8 protein-coding genes are annotated in these 19,025 nt (G+C 34.9%); 5 read left to right on the forward strand and 3 right to left on the reverse strand.

Annotated features, from left to right (window positions below):
* Positions 1-389 precede the first annotated feature (389 nt).
* The 3 genes from UABHE_RS27460 to UABHE_RS27470 form a co-directional block, all read right to left on the reverse strand.
* On the reverse strand, positions 390-1,550 hold the full coding sequence (locus UABHE_RS27460; protein WP_372366514.1) for a hypothetical protein: 1,161 nt from the start codon (positions 1,548-1,550) through the stop codon (positions 390-392).
* Between the two features lie 481 nt (positions 1,551-2,031).
* Positions 2,032-3,225 (reverse strand): MFS transporter, encoded by a 1,194-nt coding sequence (locus tag UABHE_RS27465; protein ID WP_372366515.1) that lies wholly within the window; start codon positions 3,223-3,225, stop codon positions 2,032-2,034.
* Positions 3,226-3,327: 102 nt separating this feature from the next.
* On the reverse strand, positions 3,328-4,068 hold the full coding sequence (locus UABHE_RS27470) for a methyltransferase domain-containing protein (protein WP_372366516.1): 741 nt from the start codon (positions 4,066-4,068) through the stop codon (positions 3,328-3,330).
* A gap of 195 nt (positions 4,069-4,263) precedes the next feature.
* Between UABHE_RS27470 and UABHE_RS27475 the strand changes: the two genes are divergently transcribed.
* The 5 genes from UABHE_RS27475 to UABHE_RS27495 all read left to right on the forward strand — a co-directional run bounded on the left by UABHE_RS27475 (position 4,264) and on the right by UABHE_RS27495 (position 19,019).
* Entirely contained in the window at positions 4,264-5,622 is a 1,359-nt protein-coding gene (locus UABHE_RS27475; protein ID WP_372366517.1) for a 3' terminal RNA ribose 2'-O-methyltransferase Hen1, read from the forward strand.
* Positions 5,613-8,159, forward strand: a complete 2,547-nt coding sequence (locus UABHE_RS27480) for a polynucleotide kinase-phosphatase (RefSeq protein WP_372366518.1) — start codon at positions 5,613-5,615, stop codon at positions 8,157-8,159. Before UABHE_RS27475 ends, UABHE_RS27480 begins: the two co-directional genes overlap by 10 nt.
* 48 nt (positions 8,160-8,207) lie before the next feature.
* Positions 8,208-8,492, forward strand: a complete 285-nt coding sequence (locus tag UABHE_RS27485) for a chorismate mutase (protein ID WP_372366519.1) — start codon at positions 8,208-8,210, stop codon at positions 8,490-8,492.
* Between the two features lie 50 nt (positions 8,493-8,542).
* Positions 8,543-8,749 carry an MbtH family protein gene (locus UABHE_RS27490; RefSeq protein ID WP_372366520.1) on the forward strand — a complete coding sequence of 69 codons (207 nt, stop codon included), beginning with the start codon at positions 8,543-8,545 and terminating at the stop codon, positions 8,747-8,749.
* Positions 8,750-8,843: 94 nt separating this feature from the next.
* Positions 8,844-19,019: an amino acid adenylation domain-containing protein gene (locus UABHE_RS27495; RefSeq protein WP_372366521.1), complete on the forward strand. Its 10,176-nt coding sequence runs from the start codon at positions 8,844-8,846 to the stop codon at positions 19,017-19,019.
* Positions 19,020-19,025 lie beyond the last annotated feature (6 nt).

Raw genomic sequence — 19,025 nt, forward strand, 5'->3', positions numbered from 1 at the left:
GGCCATATCAAAAGCAGTAATTTTATCAACAAAAGAAATTCTTCTTTGAATGACTTATCCACGGAGTTCTGTTTTTTGTGCTGAAAATTATGTGTACATAACCTTGGCTAGTGATTGCGACATGTTTTAGTCCTTCTATACCACCTTTGCACGGCTTAAATGCTTTATAATACAATTCTCAGGGCGTTGTCCTGAGCTGACATATTTTTCCCCTTTGGAAATACTTTTGTAGGTATTTTACCACTGAAGTTCGACAACTTTTGTCATAGGTCACTTTTAACATGTTCTAAATCAAGATTTTATAACCGTCGTAAGATTATTCTTTCAACTGGAACAAGTCGCGACAAGTTATAAAAGAGACGTGGCCAACATCACCACGCCTTTTAAAATTACTGAAGAAGCGCGCGAATTAAACCAGATAATTGTATACTTACACTAATTTCCCAACCATCTTGCCTAGCGTTACTTCCTCCACCTGTTTCATCAACGAAAGCCATGCGAACATTAAGGCCATCAAAAAGGCCTATTTGCGCTCCATATTTCCACTGAGCACCATGAAAATCTTCACCTAGAAGTTCAAAGGATGTGTACACCATTTGATTAAAGAAAGATACCGAAATACCGCGGTTTTCAGTCAAAGGTGTGTGTATGGTAAACAAACGCAGATAAAGTTGGTAAGCGACAAAACTTAGATTACTTTCATCTGTTAGCTGAGGATCTAAATCAAGCCCTAGTACTGGCTGTTCTAAATTTTGTTTTCCTAAATTATTGCCACCAGCTATAACGACTGCTGTTGAGTCACGTTGGTCAGTTACATCGCGATACGCACCATAAACAAAAAGGCGTATATAATCAAAATAAGGACGGTCAAAAGATTTTAAAAAGTTCACACCGGCAAAGAAACCACGGTCTCTTTGTTGGTATTGATATTCATCTAGTATCAAACCAGCGTCACTTGCGTCAATTGGGTCAATTGTTTGGCGCAAATTAGAATAACCATAACCAATGTCAAAAATAACTTGAAGGCCTGCTTCAGGAATACTTAAAAGAGCAGAAAAGTTGATTACTTGTTGATAGGCTTCTGTCTTGACCTGATTTGCAACAGCATCAATAACGACACCTCCGACCTCTGCTTGTACAGCTTTGGGGTCAAAGTCAGATATTTTAGTATAGCGAAGAATTGTTGAGACACCAAAAGCAATAGAAGCATTCCCAAAATCATAGACAAAAGGGCGAAAAGAAGCGTAACCAATAGCAAAATAATTGTCTTGATCATCGTGCTCGCGACGATGAGTAAACGATCCTGAAATTTCCCAAAGATTGGCAGCTTCCAACCATGGCTTGCCTTTGAGGCGTTCATAGTTTTCCGAATACCGCTGTGTTTCCCATGCCCATTTAAAACCGATTGCGTGGTCCACTCTTGAAACATCAGATTCAGAGAATGTTGGAGGCAGTGAATTATCTTCACCTATATCAGTAATTGCCTCATTCTCTATTCCGTCAGCGTACACACACAGCAGCAGTGTAATAAAAATACAAAATAACTTCATAAACAATTCCTTAATAATTTCTTAGAACCAACGTCACCTAACTGGTATATAACCCTCGTTTGTATAGCGTTGGGGTTTTATGAAAATAAAATTTGACCTATATATAAACATTCGTAACTTGTATGATGGAACTGTACACTTTCGTTTACGATGCAGATTAAAGTAGGTTGCAAAAGTTTTGCGATATCTTAAAACTTTTTGTAACTTACTTGAGTCACCAGTCGGCACCGAGTTTAGCAACAGCGAACTATTAGGTAAGGTCATTTGTGGATAAGAACTTAAAACAACAGCTCTTATAATCATAATTATAACAATAATTTCCACTATTATAAATGATTTTATTTATGGAGTAAATTCTATTAAGGCGTGTTATCATTCAGTGTGAGAATAACAAATGTCGTCAAAATATCATTGCCTTATACTATGATACTGCGAGTAGTATCGGGATCAAAAAAACATTTTGAATGATAGCTGGTCCTAGTTAATGGCGGTGAATACCAAAAATAAATCCCCATACACCCGCAGAAGCACATAAAATTCCCGAATAGAGAAAGATAGTATTCATTGCGACATATTCTGCTAGTAAACCAGTCAAAGAAACAGAAAGTGCAGTACTGCCAATAACACACATGTAAATAATACTGAAAATTCGTCCTGAGAGTTCGCGAGGAATGCTTTGTTGAATAAGTGTTGTACGTGATACGGTTACCATTGGGATAAAAATAGAATGAATAAAGAGAGTAATTGCCGTTTGTTTAAAAGTAGTGGCAAAATAAAGAGGGCAATGCGTTAGCCCATCAAATATAAGACCCCAAAGTAAAACTTTCCCCATGTGTTTCGTATTGCGACTAATCCATGCCATTATTGGAACTCCAATAATGATTCCTCCAGCTAAAGAAGCTTCAGCCCAAGCATAGTGCTCTACATTGAGGTGTAGTATTTCTTTTACAAAAATAGGAATCCCAACAATAGCTGGCCCCATAAGAAGTAAATTATTACCAACAGTGATAAGAACAATCGAGCGAATAAGTGGTGTTTTTAAAACATAGTCCATTCCTTCTTTCATATCCTGTAATGCTGAAGTATTTTTTTGCACAAAAGGTTTTTTAGGAACCGCTATGCATGATATCGCAACAAAAGAAACAAAAAAAGTAACAGCATTAGCAGTAAATAGATGAATTTGCCCGACATAATAAAGAAGAAGTGCTCCTAAAGCAGGGCCGAGCAAAACAGCTGACTGCCACGATGTTTGGATCAATGTATTTGCATAACCGAGTTCGTCATCATTTACAATCTCAGGAATAAGGGCATCGCGCGCAGGAAAAAACATCGTTGTTGCTGTTGCACTTAAAAAAGTAATTACAACTAACAAAAAGATATTCATTTGCCCTATAAAATAACAAATAGGTATCAGCAGCATCAGAAAGAAACGCAATAAATCCATTGTTTTCATAATGCGTAATTTGCAAAATCTATCAACAATTGCTCCTGCGGGAAGACTAAATAGTAATGATGGTAAAAAAGAAGCCATTGCCACAGCTCCAGTAATGGCTTTTGATGAGGTAAGTTCTAAAACCATCCATAATAAACCAATGCGAAAAATACTGTCTCCAGATTGCGAAATTACTTGTCCAAGAAATAAAGATCGTACATCACTGTTACTAAAAATTTTCATATAACTGCCTTGATTCAATGAAAGAAAGAACGAATTAGTCGTAACCAAAGAAAAGCAAACCATAAACAACAATAAAACTAAATGATTCACAGCTAATCACGGCTATTTATTCTGATACGGCCTGTATTTACGAAATAAAGACAAAAACCCAGTGTGCCCCAAACCACGATATTCAGGACGACATTTATTCTTATCAATACACCATTCGCGTTCTTGAATTTCGACAGTTTTTAAGTGCCATAAACAAGTAGAACGTGCACCAACTACCGTTTCTTGGCTTTGATGAGCAGAAGGACTATACGTAACGACATATCCTCCTATCTTTAATGCTTCGCTTGCTAAAGTGATTGCATCCCACGGTTGTGGTATATCCAGAACAATAACATCAACATCTTGTAGTGGTATACTTTGTGTAATATCATGGCATTTGAATGAGATATTATCTAACTCAAGTAAACGGGCATTTTTTTCACCTAAACGAATATGATCCTCGCGTAAATCATAAGAAAATACATGCTTAGCGTAGTGTGCTAAGAAACAGCAACACCCTCCACTCCCTGTTCCAGCATCAACAACTATCTTACTTTTGTCAAGACTTGTGTTACTTACAATCCACCCCAAATCTTTAGTAACCATAATTTGCGCTTGTCGTTTTATACATTCCCAAGTATCTAAAAAATTAGCGTCTAAAATATAGGCGGTATTTCCAGTTGAAGTAGTAACTTGAGAACCACTTTCTTTCTTAAGCTCTGCTGGAGAAAAAGTTCCTTCTGCACAATGAAAATGACTACTACAATCGCGGATAAGGTAACTACGTTTAGGAAAAAGAATGCGACGAATCAAATGAATGCCCCTAAAAAAAGTTATGTATACAAAGAATATGTTGAAAATTTTACAAATCACCTATAATATAGAAGCATTCGCCAAGAAGCGAATATCATACGTTACACTCAAATTAACCACCTTCTCTATTTTGAAGAACACTCTACGAAATAGTGCAGACAATTATACTTTTTATTGTTATTAGGAGCAATTACATTGCTGTTAACTTTATCAACAACACGACCATTAGCAACAGATATCGGATATCTTTTACACAAGCACCCTGATAAATTTCAAACGTTTGATTTTCCTTATGGAAAAATACACGTTTTTTATCCAGAAGCTACAAAAGAAAAGTGTACGATTGCTTTACTTTTAGATATCAATCCGATCGAATTAATTCGCACTAAAAAATCTTCACCGCAATTTGCTCTCAAACAATATGTCAACGATCGTCCGTATGTAGCTTCTTCCTTTATGAGTGTTGCGATTTCAAAAGTTCTTTCATCGGCTATGAACGGACGTTGTGACGCTAAACCAGAACTGGTTAACGAAAAAATTCCACTGTCTGTAACAATTCCAGTACTGCCTGCACGCGGAGCATCGGATTTAATCGAACAAATATTTGCACCTCTTGGTTATAAAATCAAAACACAACGTCATGCTCTTGATGAAAAATTTCCTGAATGGGGAGATAGCGACTACTACACCGCAACCTTAGAAGCAACAACAACATTACAGCTTCTTCTTACTCATTTATACGTTTTAATACCAGTGTTAGACAACGAAAAACACTACTGGGTAGATCAATCGGAGATTAAAAAATTGCTGCGCAAGGGCGGAACGTGGCTTGAAAAACATCCTGCACGCGAATTAATATTAAATCGTTATCTCAAATACCAAAAAAGTTTATATTCAAAAGCCATGCAAATTTTAACAGAGGAAGGTGTTTCTTACAAACAAAAGCCTGACACTCTTCATACTCTTCGTTTACAACAAGTTTTACAAGAATCCCAAAAAACAAACGCGTCTAGTGTTGTAGACCTTGGCTGTGGAGAAGGACGAATGTTAGAACTTTTATTGCAAGAAAAGCAATTTACAGATATATTAGGCATGGATGCCTCTTCGCGAGTTTTGGGCATAGTAGAAAAACGCTTGTATTTTGATGATATGGCTCCTAAGCAAAGAGAAAGAATCAATTTAATTCAAGGGGCACTTACTTACAATGACAATAGAATATACGGTTACGATCTAGCACTACTTATTGAAGTGATAGAACACTTGGATGAAGAGCGTCTACAAACCTTAGAACGTATTTTATTTGAATTCGCTCAACCTAAGGTTATTATTATCACAACTCCAAACAAAGAATACAACAACATGTATGAAAACTTACAAGATGGTTTTCGCCATAACGATCACCGTTTTGAATGGACACGTCAGCAATTTCAGGATTGGTGTGATAAAATCTCCGCTAAATATAATTATGCTGTACGTCATAAAACTGTTGGAGAAGAACACCCACAGTTTGGATCACCTGGCCAAATGGGAGTATTTACATTCAAATGGAAATAAAAATACCAGAACTATCTCTTGTTCTACTAATGGGGGCTTCTGGCTCGGGCAAGAGTACTTTTGCTAAACAACATTTTCTAGCCACTGAAATTGTGTCCTCTGACGCTTGTCGCGCTATGGTAAGTGACGATGAAGATAGCCAAGATGTTAACGAAGACGCTTTTGCCGTTGTTTACGAAATCATCAGTCGTCGACTAAAACGAGGAAAATTAACAGTTGTTGATGCCACTAACGTACAGCAAGAAGCCAGAGATAAGTTGCGCTCTTTGGCGAAAAAATACCATGTATTTCCAGTGGTCGTCGCACTCGATGTACCAGAAAAAATCTGCAACCAACAAAATGAAGGACGGCAGCGTAAAGTACCTTCAAGTGTAATAAACCGCCAAACTAAAGATTTTAGGGATTCAATCAAATTTTTAAAGTACGAAGGCTTTCGTTTTATTTTCAAAATAAAACCTGAGCAAATGCCTAAAGTAAAATTTGTGCGACAACCCTTATGGAACAACAGACGCGAAGAACATGGTCCTTTTGATATTATTGGTGATGTACATGGCTGCATTGATGAACTAATCACTCTATTAAAAAAGCTTGGTTATAAAATCAATCACAACCAAAAAGAATATTCAGTGATAGCGCCTGAATCTCGTAAAGCTGTTTTTGTCGGTGACTTAGTCGACCGCGGGCCAGACTCATCTGCGGTTCTGCGATTAGTAATGAATATGGTTGCTGACGGAGTTGCCTTATGTGTACCAGGAAATCACGATGCTAAACTAATGCGAAAACTCAAAGGAAACAATGTACAATTAAAACACGGTTTAGCAGAAACACTCGAACAACTAGAAAAAGAAACTCCACAATTTCGCGAGCAAGTAAAAGAATTTATTTTTAGTTTGGTCAGTCACTACGTTTTAGACAATGGAAATTTAGTCGTCGCCCATGCTGGTATAAAAGAGCATATGCAAGGACGAGGATCAAAAGCTATACGCGATTTTTGTTTATACGGCGAAACAACAGGAGAAACAGATGAATTTGGTCTGCCAATTCGTTATAACTGGGCCTCAGAATATAAAGGCAAAGCCACGGTTGTTTACGGGCACACTCCCATTCCACAAGCCGAGTGGTTTAATAATACAATGAATATAGATACTGGATGCGTGTTTGGTGGTAAATTAACGGCTTTACGCTATCCAGAAAAAGAAATCATTTCCATACCTGCTGCGCGCGAATACAGTCCTCCAATAAGGCCAATTGGCACTGGAATGGTAACCAAAAAACTATCCACTCAACAACAATACGACGATATACTAAATGTAGAAGACTATATCAATAAACAGTTTATAGAAACGTCTCTTCGAAACGTAACTATCCGCGAAGGTAATGCTGCGTCTGCGATAGAAGTAATGACCCGCTACGCACTACACCCTAAATGGCTCATTTATTTACCAGCAACAATGTCTCCTTGCGAAACAAGTAAAGATCCACAGTATTTAGAACACCCACATGAGGCTTTTGCATATTACAAAAAAAATGGCATTCATAAAGTAATTTGTGAAGAAAAGCACATGGGATCACGCGCTATTGTTGTGATTTGTAAAGATAAGAAAACGGTACTACAACGTTTTGGTATAGAGACCGATAAACTAGGTGTTTGCTATACGCGCAGTGGTAGAAATTTCTTCGAAAATCCAACCCTTGAAAGTCAGTTTTTTAAGCGATTGAGCGCAGCTCTTACCAAGTCTAATTTTTGGGAAAAGCACAGTAGTAACTGGGTATGTTTCGACTGCGAGCTGATGCCATGGTCTGTAAAAGCGCAACTATTACTTCAAGACCAATACGCTGCTGTTGCCACTGCTTCAAGAACAGCAACACCTCACATAATTGCAGCACTAGAACAAACCAAAAAGCGCGGCATTGAAGTAGATAATTACATTGAAAAATATCAGACGCGCCAAAAATTGTTAGACGCTTACACCGATGTATATCGCCGTTATTGCTGGCCAGTAGAATCGGTAACAGACCTACGTTTAGCACCTTTTCACATTTTGGCAACAGAAGGCTGTGTCCATAACAACAAAGATCATCTTTGGCATATGGAAAACATTGCCGAAGTTTGCGAAGCTGATCCGAAAATGTTGCTAGCTACGCAATCGCAAATTATTGACGTTACTGTAGAAGAAGACATAAACAAAGGAATAAATTGGTGGCTCGATTTAACAGCCACTGGTAAAGAAGGCATGGTAGTAAAATCGTTAGATTTTGTCTCTTATAATGGCAAAAAACTCCTTCAACCTGCTGTCAAGTGTCGTGGTCGCGAATATCTGCGTATAACTTATGGTCCTGAGTATACTCTTAGCGAAAATATAAAAAAGCTAAAAAATCGCGCATTAAAGCGTAAACAAAATTTAGCGCTTCAGGAATTTTCATTAGGCTTAGAAGCATTACAGCGCTTTGTTGATCGCAAACCTTTGCGTGAAATACACCAATGCGTTTTTGGTATTTTAGCACTTGAAAGCGAAGCTGTTGATCCACGTTTATAACGTGAATCATAAATAGGTCCACGACAATATAAAGCACAAGGTACATTAATGACCGACTCACTAGAATCTCTTCGACAAAAAATGGAAGAAATAAATACAGAAATGCTCAAGCTTCTTAATGCAAGAACCGCTATTAGCTTACAAATTAAAGAAATTAAACAGCAAAAAGGCGTACCTTTCTTTGATATGGAAAGAGAAAGACTTATGTTAGAAAACATAGCAAAAAATAACGACGGTCCAACTCCAGCACCAATGACAAAAAAGTTTTTTGAAGAAGTATTTAAAATCTCTAGAGCTTGTATGGAGCAAGAAACAGAAAATATAAAAAACTAAACATGTGAATTGAAAAGATTACGTCAAAACATCTATGAAGGAGAATATCAATGGATTATATCGATTGGCAAGACGGAGAAGTTAGAGTAGTGATGAATCACGAAGAAAGATATAGTATATGGCCAGTAGACAAAGAATTACCCGACGGTTGGGAAGACGTAGGAGTAAGTGGTAATAAAGAAAAATGTTTATCTCATATCGCAGAAGTTTGGACAGATATGCGTCCTTTAAGTTTGCGTAAACAAATGGATTCTTAAAAAATGTTAGATTCCTACTAAAAAAATAAGTAGAGTATGCCATAATTTAAAAATGATATAATTTAATTTAGATAACTCAATCGTGGAGAATAAAATGAATTCACGTAGCCCAATATCTTTTTTCACAAAAGGTATGCTTTTTTATACACTGACACAATCTGGAACATATATACAACAAACTATTTGTTGTATAGAAGAAACAATTAATTTAAAAAACTTCAAAAACGCTTGGGTAATATTAACACAACGACACGAAATTTTACGCAGTAGTTTTCTTTTTGAAAAAGAGATCTACCAAATTCACGACAATATTGATATCACATTCTCAATAAAAAGCTATCAAGAGTTATCTAAATTACAGCAACAAGAACTACTCGAAGATTTCTTAGAGAAAGATCGTCAAACCATTTTTGAATTTGATAAAACGCCACTTATGCGTTTCACAATTTTTCAATTTTCAGAAGATCAATATCATTTTATTTGGACGTTTCCACATATTTTGCTAGATGGACGTTCGCGCTTAATTGTAGTAAAAGAATTTTTTGAAATTTATAATTGTTTATGCCATCAGAAAAAACTTTCACTTCCTACTCCCCAAAGTTATCGTTTATATAGCGACTGGATAAAAAAAAATAATTTTTCCATTGCCAAACAATTTTTTCAAAAGCAAAATTTTATCGAGAGCAAAATCGTTGACAACTTGCAAGCAACCATTGCTGGCCAACATGCAACTCAAAAAGTGACCGTCGACAAACTGACCACACAACAATTACAACGAGTGGCCAAAAAGTATGATTTAACATTAAACACATTGTTTCAAGGAGCGTGGTCAATAATTTTAGCGCAATGTGTAGGAAAAAATAGAGTTACATTTGGTGCTACTCGCGCTTGCCGTCACATAGGACTAGAACAAAGTGAAGACATCGTTGGTCTTATGATCAACACTTTACCTGTCAATGTCGAAATAGCTTCTGGTTCGCAAAAAGCGTTTTTAAAAAAAATACGCGATTATTCGATAGATTTACGTATTTATGAACACACACCTCTTTCCAAAGTTTTTGAATGGTGCAATAATTCTCGGCCACTTTTCGATACAAGCCTCGTTTTCGAAAATTATGAATTCAATCAAGCTATCAAAAATAAATATCCGCAAGCAAAAAATTTTCACTTTTCATTACGGCAACAATCCCACTATCCATTTACATTAATCGCAACAAACAGTGGAAGTTTAACTATTGAAGCAGAATATGATTCGATGTATTTTGGTAGTGAATATGTAGAGTATATTTTGCAAAATATAAAAGACATTATGCAGCAATTTGCCAAGGACCAGTTAAATAATTCACTTTCAACATTAAAGATTTCTGTCCCTCAGCATTTCTCTGCACAACGAATGCAAGATAAAAAATATTGGTTTAAACAGATTGAAAAAATTTCAAAAGTAGATAAACAACTACTCAGAAATTTTAATAATACAGAGAAAAATTTTAACCTCACTCATACCTTTATTGATTTATGGAATGAACAAATAACAAAAGCACCGCAAAATATTGCTGTGATCATGAATAACCAAAAAATAACTTATCGGCGTCTTGACAAAATGGCTAACCAATTAGCTAATTTTCTGCAACAACAAAATGTTACGCCAGTAGTAGGCGTATATATGAAGCGCGGTATTGATATGATTGCTACTTTACTCGCTATATGGAAAAGTGGTCGCGCTTATTTACCTTTAGATCCCAATTATCCTAAAATTCGCTTAGAATACATGATAAAGAACACCCAAATAAACACTATTATTACCGAAGAAAAACTTGCAAAAAATTTGCACTGTACTAATAAAATATGCATAGACAGAGATCACCAAATTATCAGTGAATGCTCTGATTTTTTCACTCGTAAAACTTCAAATAACCCTCTTGCTTATATTATATATACCTCTGGATCTACAGGGCTCCCTAAAGGAGTAATGGTTTCTCATAAATCGATTGCGAATCTTCTACAATTTACCGCCAACAAATTCCTATTTACTTGCCAAGACTCCATTCTTGCTTTAACAACTATTTCTTTTGATATTTCTATTGTCGAAATTTTTCTGCCATTGTCGGTAGGAGGTAGTGTCGTCATAGCGAACGATCAAATGCGTTACGCTCCGAAAGAAATTATAAGTTGTGTTTTTCAACACAATATTACCTTTACTCAATTTACACCAGCAATGTTATCTGCGCTGCGGGAATGTAACTGGCATAACGAAAATGTCACTATAATAAGTACAGGAGAAGCTTTATCCTCTGACCTAGCGAAATTTTTTTTACCAAAGTGTAAAAAGTTATGGAATATGTACGGTCCAACAGAAACAACAGTTTGGGCTACCTATAGTGAAGTAATAAACTGTGAAAAAATTGTCATTGGAAAACCCATTGCTAATACAAAAATATATATTCTCGACGAGAAATTACATGAAGTTCCCATAGGTGCGCAAGGAGAAATTTATATTGCCGGAGAAAGTCTTGCTCAAGGCTACTTTAAGAACCGCACAATGACTGCGCAGCGATTTCTTCCCGATCTCATTTGCAAAAACTCAGGAAGAGTAATGTATCGTACAGGTGATATTGGCTATTATCTTCCTAATGGTGAAATTGTCTGCGTTGGGCGCAATGACAGTCAAGTCAAAATACGTGGCTTTCGTATTGAACTCGATGAAGTCAATAATTGTTTACGAGAATACATTTCCGTAAAAGAAAGTTGTGTTTTGGTAAAAGGTCTAGGTAAAAACAAACAACTCACTGCTTATATTTCACTCCGAAATCAAGAGCATGATCAACAAATTAAACAGCAAATAATTGCCTTTCTCAATCAAAAACTACCACGTTATATGGTTCCTCAAAAATTTATCTTTTTACAAGAACTTCCACATACTCCAAATGGAAAAGTAGATAGAAAAGCCCTACGAGAATCGCAATTTACAGACCTAGTAAAGAAAGATACATCTAAAGAACCTCGATCTTTACTGCAAGAAAAACTATGCCTTATATGGGAAAAGGTGCTGCAAACTTCACCGATTGGCATCACTGATAATTTCTTTGAGTTAGGAGGGCATTCTTTACTTGCGATCACACTCATTGGGCAAATAAAAGAGCAATTCAAAATAAACATACCTCTAGATAGTATTTTTAAAGCCCCTACAATTGATAAATTTACGCAGTTTTTTTGTGAAAAACATCAAACAGCAACACCTATAGTGGCCCTAGGTCTTTCAGAATACCCACTTTCATCCATGCAACGTCAAGTGTGGTTTTTGCAAAAATTACAACCACAAAACACTTCTTATAATATTTTGCGTATAAAAAAACTAGAAGGCGAACTAAACAAAGAATATTTACAACTTGCTTTAGATAAAGTTTTACGCAAACAACAAATTCTAAAATCCTCATTGAAAGAATATAGTGGTAACAAAATTACTCAAATTATCCACGAAAAAAACGTTACAATAGAATATGTTCATCTCTGTAAAAAGCAAAATATTCAAGAAGAAATAAACAAAATAATCAGAACCCCTTTTGATCTAACAGAATTCCCATTAATACGTCTAAAGTTAATTAAACTATCAAAAAAAGAACATATACTTTGTATTGTTATTCATCACATACTCGTAGATAATGTTTCTTTTCAAATCTTCTGGAAAGAACTTAGTTATACTTACAATAATTTACTTAGTGGACAAGAAATACAATTTCCAAAACTAAAAATTCAATATGGAGATTACTGTGTTTGGGAAAACCAAAAAAACTTTCAAAAACAAAAGAGATATTGGATAAAAAAACTGCAAGACTCACCATCTTTTTTAGAATTACCGACAGACAAACCGCGCCCAAAATACCAAAATTTTTCAGGAGATACTTTTAGTTCTACTGTTGATAAAAATTTAAAAGAAAAAATACAAAAGCTTGCAAAAGAAAACGGTTGTACCTTATTTATGGTATTACTCGCGACATACAAATTATTACTAAGTCGTTATAGTGGACAAAACAAAATTGTTGTTGGTTCTCCTGTAGCAAATCGTCACCATGGTAATATCGAAAATAATATTGGTTTTTTTGCAAATACTATAGTTTTTTACAATCAATTAAATCAAAAACAAAGTTTTCTCGAATATTTACAAAAGATAAGAACAACATGTTTAGAAGCATATACTCACCAAGACTATCCATTTGAAAAATTAGTTGCAGATATTTATCCTCAGAGAAATACAAGCTATAACCCTATTTTTCAAGTTTCTATTAACATGTTAGGAGAATATACTCCGCAGAATATACTACAAAATATCAAAGTTTCTCATGTTGAAAAACAGATTATAACATCAAACTTTGATCTCACTTTACTTATTCGTAGTGAGCAAACACTAAAGTTAAATTGGCGTTACAATACCGATTTATTTTTGCGAAATACTATTCAAAGAATGTCGCAACATTTTAATACATTACTTGAAAATATTGTAAGCAATCCTCATCAAAACCTTTTTCGAATAGAAATGTTAAACTCACAACAACAGCAATATATACTGGATGAATATGGTGGTAACGAAAAAAAATATGGAAAAGAAAAAACTCTTCATGAGCAATTTGAAGAACAAACTCAAAAAACACCAAATAATATAGCAGTGATATGCGAAAATAAACAAATCTCTTATCGCGATTTAAACATTAAAGCAAATAAGATTGCAAGAATTCTTCGCGAACAAGGAGCAAAGCCCGGAGAAACAGTTGCCATTATCATAGACAGATCTATTGATATGGTCGCTTGTATTCTAGGTGTATTAAAATCTGGTGCAGCTTATATGCCTGTCAATCCATCATACCCCAAAGATCATATTTCATATATGATACAAACTTGCAATGCCAGAATTTTACTCGCCGCAAATTACCAGAACCAAAACCTACATAAAGAAAAGATATTGATTAATATAGAAGATCCTTCTATTTTTGAAAATGTAAATAGCAACAATTTAACTAACATTAATTCTCTTAATGATACAGCCTATATACTTTATACTTCAGGATCTACAGGTCAACCAAAAGCTGTTGCCGTTAAACATTTTTCGATGTTTCACAATCGTCGGTCTTTGCAACAAAGAATTGGTGTACTTCCTAGTGATTGCTATTTACATACAGCCACCTTTACTTTTGCATCTTCTATTCGACAGTTCTTCTTAACTCTTTCCGTTGGTGCAACTGTTGTTGTTGCCACAACACCACAAATTCAAAATCCCAAAACACTCTTAAAAATTATTCGCAAAAATAATGTGTCCATTATCGATTTAGTACCATCTTACTACTTAAGTTTTTTGCAAACACTTACAAATTTAACATCTAATGACCAACAAGACTTACAAAATAGTAATATAAGACTTTTACTTTCAGCTAGTGAAATTCTAATTCCCGAAATACCCAAGAAATGGTACGCTCTTCTTCAGGATAAAGTCAAATTTATTAATATTTATGGCCAAACAGAAACTTCTGGACCAGTAGCTACTTACAATATACCACTAGCAAATATACCAGCAACTATTCCTGTTGGACGCCCAATTACTAACACAAATATATACATACTAGGGAATAATATGACCCCTGTTCCTGTAGGTATCACTGGAGAGATTTACATTCAAGGTTCTGGTGTTACCAAAGGATACTTAAATTCACATCAACAGACTAAAGAGAAATTTGTAAAAAATCCTTTTAGTAAAGTATATAGTTATCTATATAAAACAGGAGATCTCGCACGTTGGTTACCAAATAAAAATATCGAATTTTTTGGCCGTTCTGATCAACAAATCAAAATCCGCGGTTTTCGCGTTGAACCAGGTGAGGTTGAAACAGCACTTCTTAAACATCAAAATATTGAAAAGGCTATTGTTGTCTCAAGAATAGATAAAAGTAACAATAAACAACTTGTTGCCTATATTGTCACTGTAGTTAAGGATAGAATATCTATTTCTAGTTTACGTCAGTGGCTACAAGAGAAACTTTTGAGCTACATGATTCCTTCTCATTTTGTTGAATTGGATGAAATACCTGTAACATCTAGTGGTAAAGTCAATCGCAAAGCACTACCCGCACCTAGTTTTTCTCTACTTAAACGTAAATTAATTACTCCAAAAAATAAATGGGAAACAAGGCTAATTTCTGTGTGGAAGGAACTTCTTAGTATTGACAAGATTAGTATCGATGATGACTTTTTTCTTCTTGGAGGCCATTCTTTACTTGCTATTGCTTTAGTGGGACGTATTAAAGAAACCTTTCTAATTGACTTCCCTTTACATTCTGTTTTCGAAGCTTCTACTGTACAACACATGGCTCGGTTACTAGAAAAAAGCCAACAAGCTGAATTAATTCCACCTCTTTACTTAGAGAAATACCCTCTTTCCTCTGCCCAAAAACGTTTGTGGTTTTTAAACATGTTAGAACCAGAAAGTTCTGTTTACAATATGTCTTTTGTAAGAGAATTATGTGGAGAGCTTCATGAAAATTGCATTAAAAAAGCTTGGAATGCTGTAGTAAATCGACAAACAGCATTGCAAACGCACTTCCACTTTCAAAAAGATGGGCAAGTTGTACAAGAAATAGTAAATAAAAGCATTCCGTTAGAAATTGAAAATGTTTCTTCTCGCACGGAGGCCACGAAAAGAATAGAAACAACCAAAGAATTATTCATTGATCCTGAACAATTTCCACTTGTACGTTGTTATCTATTCAAGATAAACTCTCAACACTATTTTTTATGTATAATTATGCACCATATCATTAGTGATTTTTCGTCTTTAAATATTCTGTGGCGAGAATTGGTAACCCTATACAATTCTTATGTCAACAATACAAACGCACGACTTTCCAATATCGATATCAAATACGGAGATTTTTGTTCTTGGGAACAACAAAAAATAGAAAAGCAAAATGATCTTTTTATGAACCAACGCAAATATTGGCTGGAGAAATTCTCATCTTTACCACCCATACTACAATTGCCAACAGATCACCTTCGTCCCGCAAAGCAAAGTTTTGCAGGAGCGCGCTATCAATTCAAAATTGAAGAAGAAATATTACAGAAATTTGAATCCATTCTACATCAAAACCATTGTACTTTATTTATGGGGCTTTTAGCCGTTTACAGCATTTTGCTAAAACGCTACAGTGGTGAAAACGATATCACTGTTGGTACACCAATAGCTAGCCGCCACCATGGACAATTAGAAAATGTAATTGGTTTTTTGGCCAATACATTAGTGCTGCGCATTGCTTTCGAAGAAAGTTTAACTTTCGAAGATTTATTATCAAAGGTCAAAGAGGCATGTCTCGGCGCTTTCGAGAACCAAGATTATCCTTTCGAACAGTTAGTTGAAGATATTAACCCTGAAAGAAACTTAAGTTATAACCCTATTTTTCAAGTATGGATTAACCTAGCAGATCTTCGTCATGAAAAACAAGTCAATTTATTAGATATAGACGTTAGACCATATAAAAAGCCAAGTACTACCACCAAATTTGACTTGAGTTTACACATGTCAAGAATCAAAGATTTAAGTTGTATATTTGAGTACAGCACCGATCTCTTTCAAGAGAGAACGATAGTTCGCCTCGCGAATCATTTTTCAGAGCTCTTAAAAAATATAATTGCTAAGCCGTCGCAAAAAATAGTAAACCTCGACTTGTTAAGTAACGAAGAGCAGAACAAAATAGTTTGTGAATTTGGTGGACATGAAATTAACAGTAGAAGAGCAGATTTCAACTCATATAAAACGATAACGCAGCTCTTTGAAGAACAAGTAAAAAAAGAACCTAACAACACAGCACTACTAACTCAAAAGCAAAAAATTACATACCAAGAATTACACTATAGAGCAAACCAAATAGCTCAATTTTTAATGAATGAAGGTATTCATAAAGAACAAATTATTGGAGTTATGCTAGAACGTTCTATTGACTTTATCAGTGCTATGCTTGGCATACTAAAAGTAGGGGCTGCCTACCTTCCTATAGATCCGAGCTATCCAGAACAACATATTTCAAATATGATTGAAATATCGCAAACGAACATAATTTTGTCTACAAATAAAACATATAAAAATAGTAAAGTAAAAATACTTGATATTAATGGTGTAACTGCAAAGCACAACAAAAATATTTCTGTGGAAATAAACTCAAGTAATCTTGCATATGTTATGTTTACATCTGGTTCTACTGGCGTACCTAAAGGAGTAGCAGTAGAACATAAGAATGTAGTTCGTTTAGTAAAAGAAACTAACTATGTTAAAATTTCACCTAAAGACGTTATTTTGCACGCAAGCTCTCCGTCTTTTGATGCAGCTACTTTTGAAATATGGGGTGCATTGCTAAATGGGGCCAAACTATGTATTGTAGATAAAAAGGAATGTCAAGATATCGAAAAACTATCAAAATTTATAGTAACTAAAGATATTACTATTATGTTTTTAACAGCAAGATTGGGCGACTCATTAATAGATTATGCTATAGAAGCATTTGCTAAAATAAAAAATTTCTTGATAGGAGGAGAACGACTTTCACAGCAACATATAAATAAACTACATCGCAGCTACCCATATCTTATAATTAATAATGCTTATGGGCCAACAGAAAACACAACTTTTAGTACATACTACTGTATTAATGGCCTACATATACAAGATATCCCAATAGGCAAGGCTATTACTAATTCCACCGTATATATATTAAATGAAAATCTAAAACCTGTTCCTATTGGAATAAAGGGTGAAATTTATGTTGGTGGAGATGGAGTGGCACGCGGCTACTACAATAATCCTGAACTTTCTCAGCAAAAATTTATTAAAAATCCTTTTATACCTGAATCTAAAATGTATAAAACAGGGGATATCGGGCGTTGGTTACCTGATGGTAACATCGATTTTTTAGGACGTATAGATAATCAAATTAAAATACGCGGTTTTCGCATTGAGTTGAATCATATTGAGCATGAACTACATAAGCATCCTCAAATACACAGAGCAGTTGTCAGAGTAAGAGAATCCATTTCAAAACAAATAGTAGCATATGTTATCCTGAAAAATCAATTTGATATATCGCAGCTTCGTACGTGGCTATCATCATATTTACCACATTATATGATACCTCATTCTTTTATTGAATTGGAAGTTTTGCCTTTAACAATTAATGGTAAGATCGATTATGAATTGTTACCTACACAAAATAAACAAATATCCCACGTACATGTAGCCGCAAGCAATCACAACGAAAAACAATTAGAACTCATATGGAAAAAAATTCTAAATCGTGAAAAAATTAGCATTAAAGATAATTTCTTCGAGCTTGGGGGACACTCTCTCTTAGCAATTACATTAATCAGTGAAATAAAACAAAATTTTTCAATAGATTTACCTCTAAACTATTTGTACGAAAAGCCTACTATTCAAAAAATCGCCAAATATTTAGCAGAATCAGATTATCAACAACCATATAAATGGTCACCTGTTATATGTTTTTCTTCATCGCAAAAAAAACTTCCGTTCTTTTGTTTTCCAGGAATTGGAGGAGCCGCTTTATACTTGCGCAATTTTTTAAATAAATGGAGTGCTATTCAAACATGCTATGCCTTACAGCCATTAGGATTTGACGGAAAGGCGCAACCACATGAAAGTATCGAGGAGATGGCAGAGTATTATATTAGTCATATCCGAAAAATTCAACCTTGCGGTCCGTACATACTGGGAGGGCACTCCTTTGGAGGAAAAATCGCTTTTGAAATAGCACGACAACTGTGTTTACGCGGAGAAGTAATCAATAAATTAATTATTATTGACACACCACCTAAAATCCAAAAAGCAAATAAAAATGCATTCTCCCGTTTTGTATCTCTATATAAAGAAATGTACAGCGATTTACAAAATCTAACATACGAACAAATTACTTCAGACTCACCTACAAATGATGAAAATCTCAACTATCTTAAAACCCACTTTAAAATATACAAAACGCAAAGCGAAATTATCTATAAGCCAGAAGAAAAAAAGTATCCCATTCCAACAATTTTATACCGCGCAGAGGAAACGAATAGAGAATACAAAGTTACTTGGGGATGGGAAGAATATGTCGAAGTTGAAGTTGTTTGGACGCCGGGAGCACATATGTCAATGGTAACTGAAAAATATAATGGCTTCATTACCGATCATTGGAAAAAAATAATTTCTCAAAAAAACAATGATATTTCTAATCCAGGATAAATATTA

This window comes from Candidatus Uabimicrobium helgolandensis (assembly GCF_041508025.1).
Classification (GTDB): domain Bacteria; phylum Planctomycetota; class Uabimicrobiia; order Uabimicrobiales; family Uabimicrobiaceae; genus Uabimicrobium; species Uabimicrobium helgolandensis.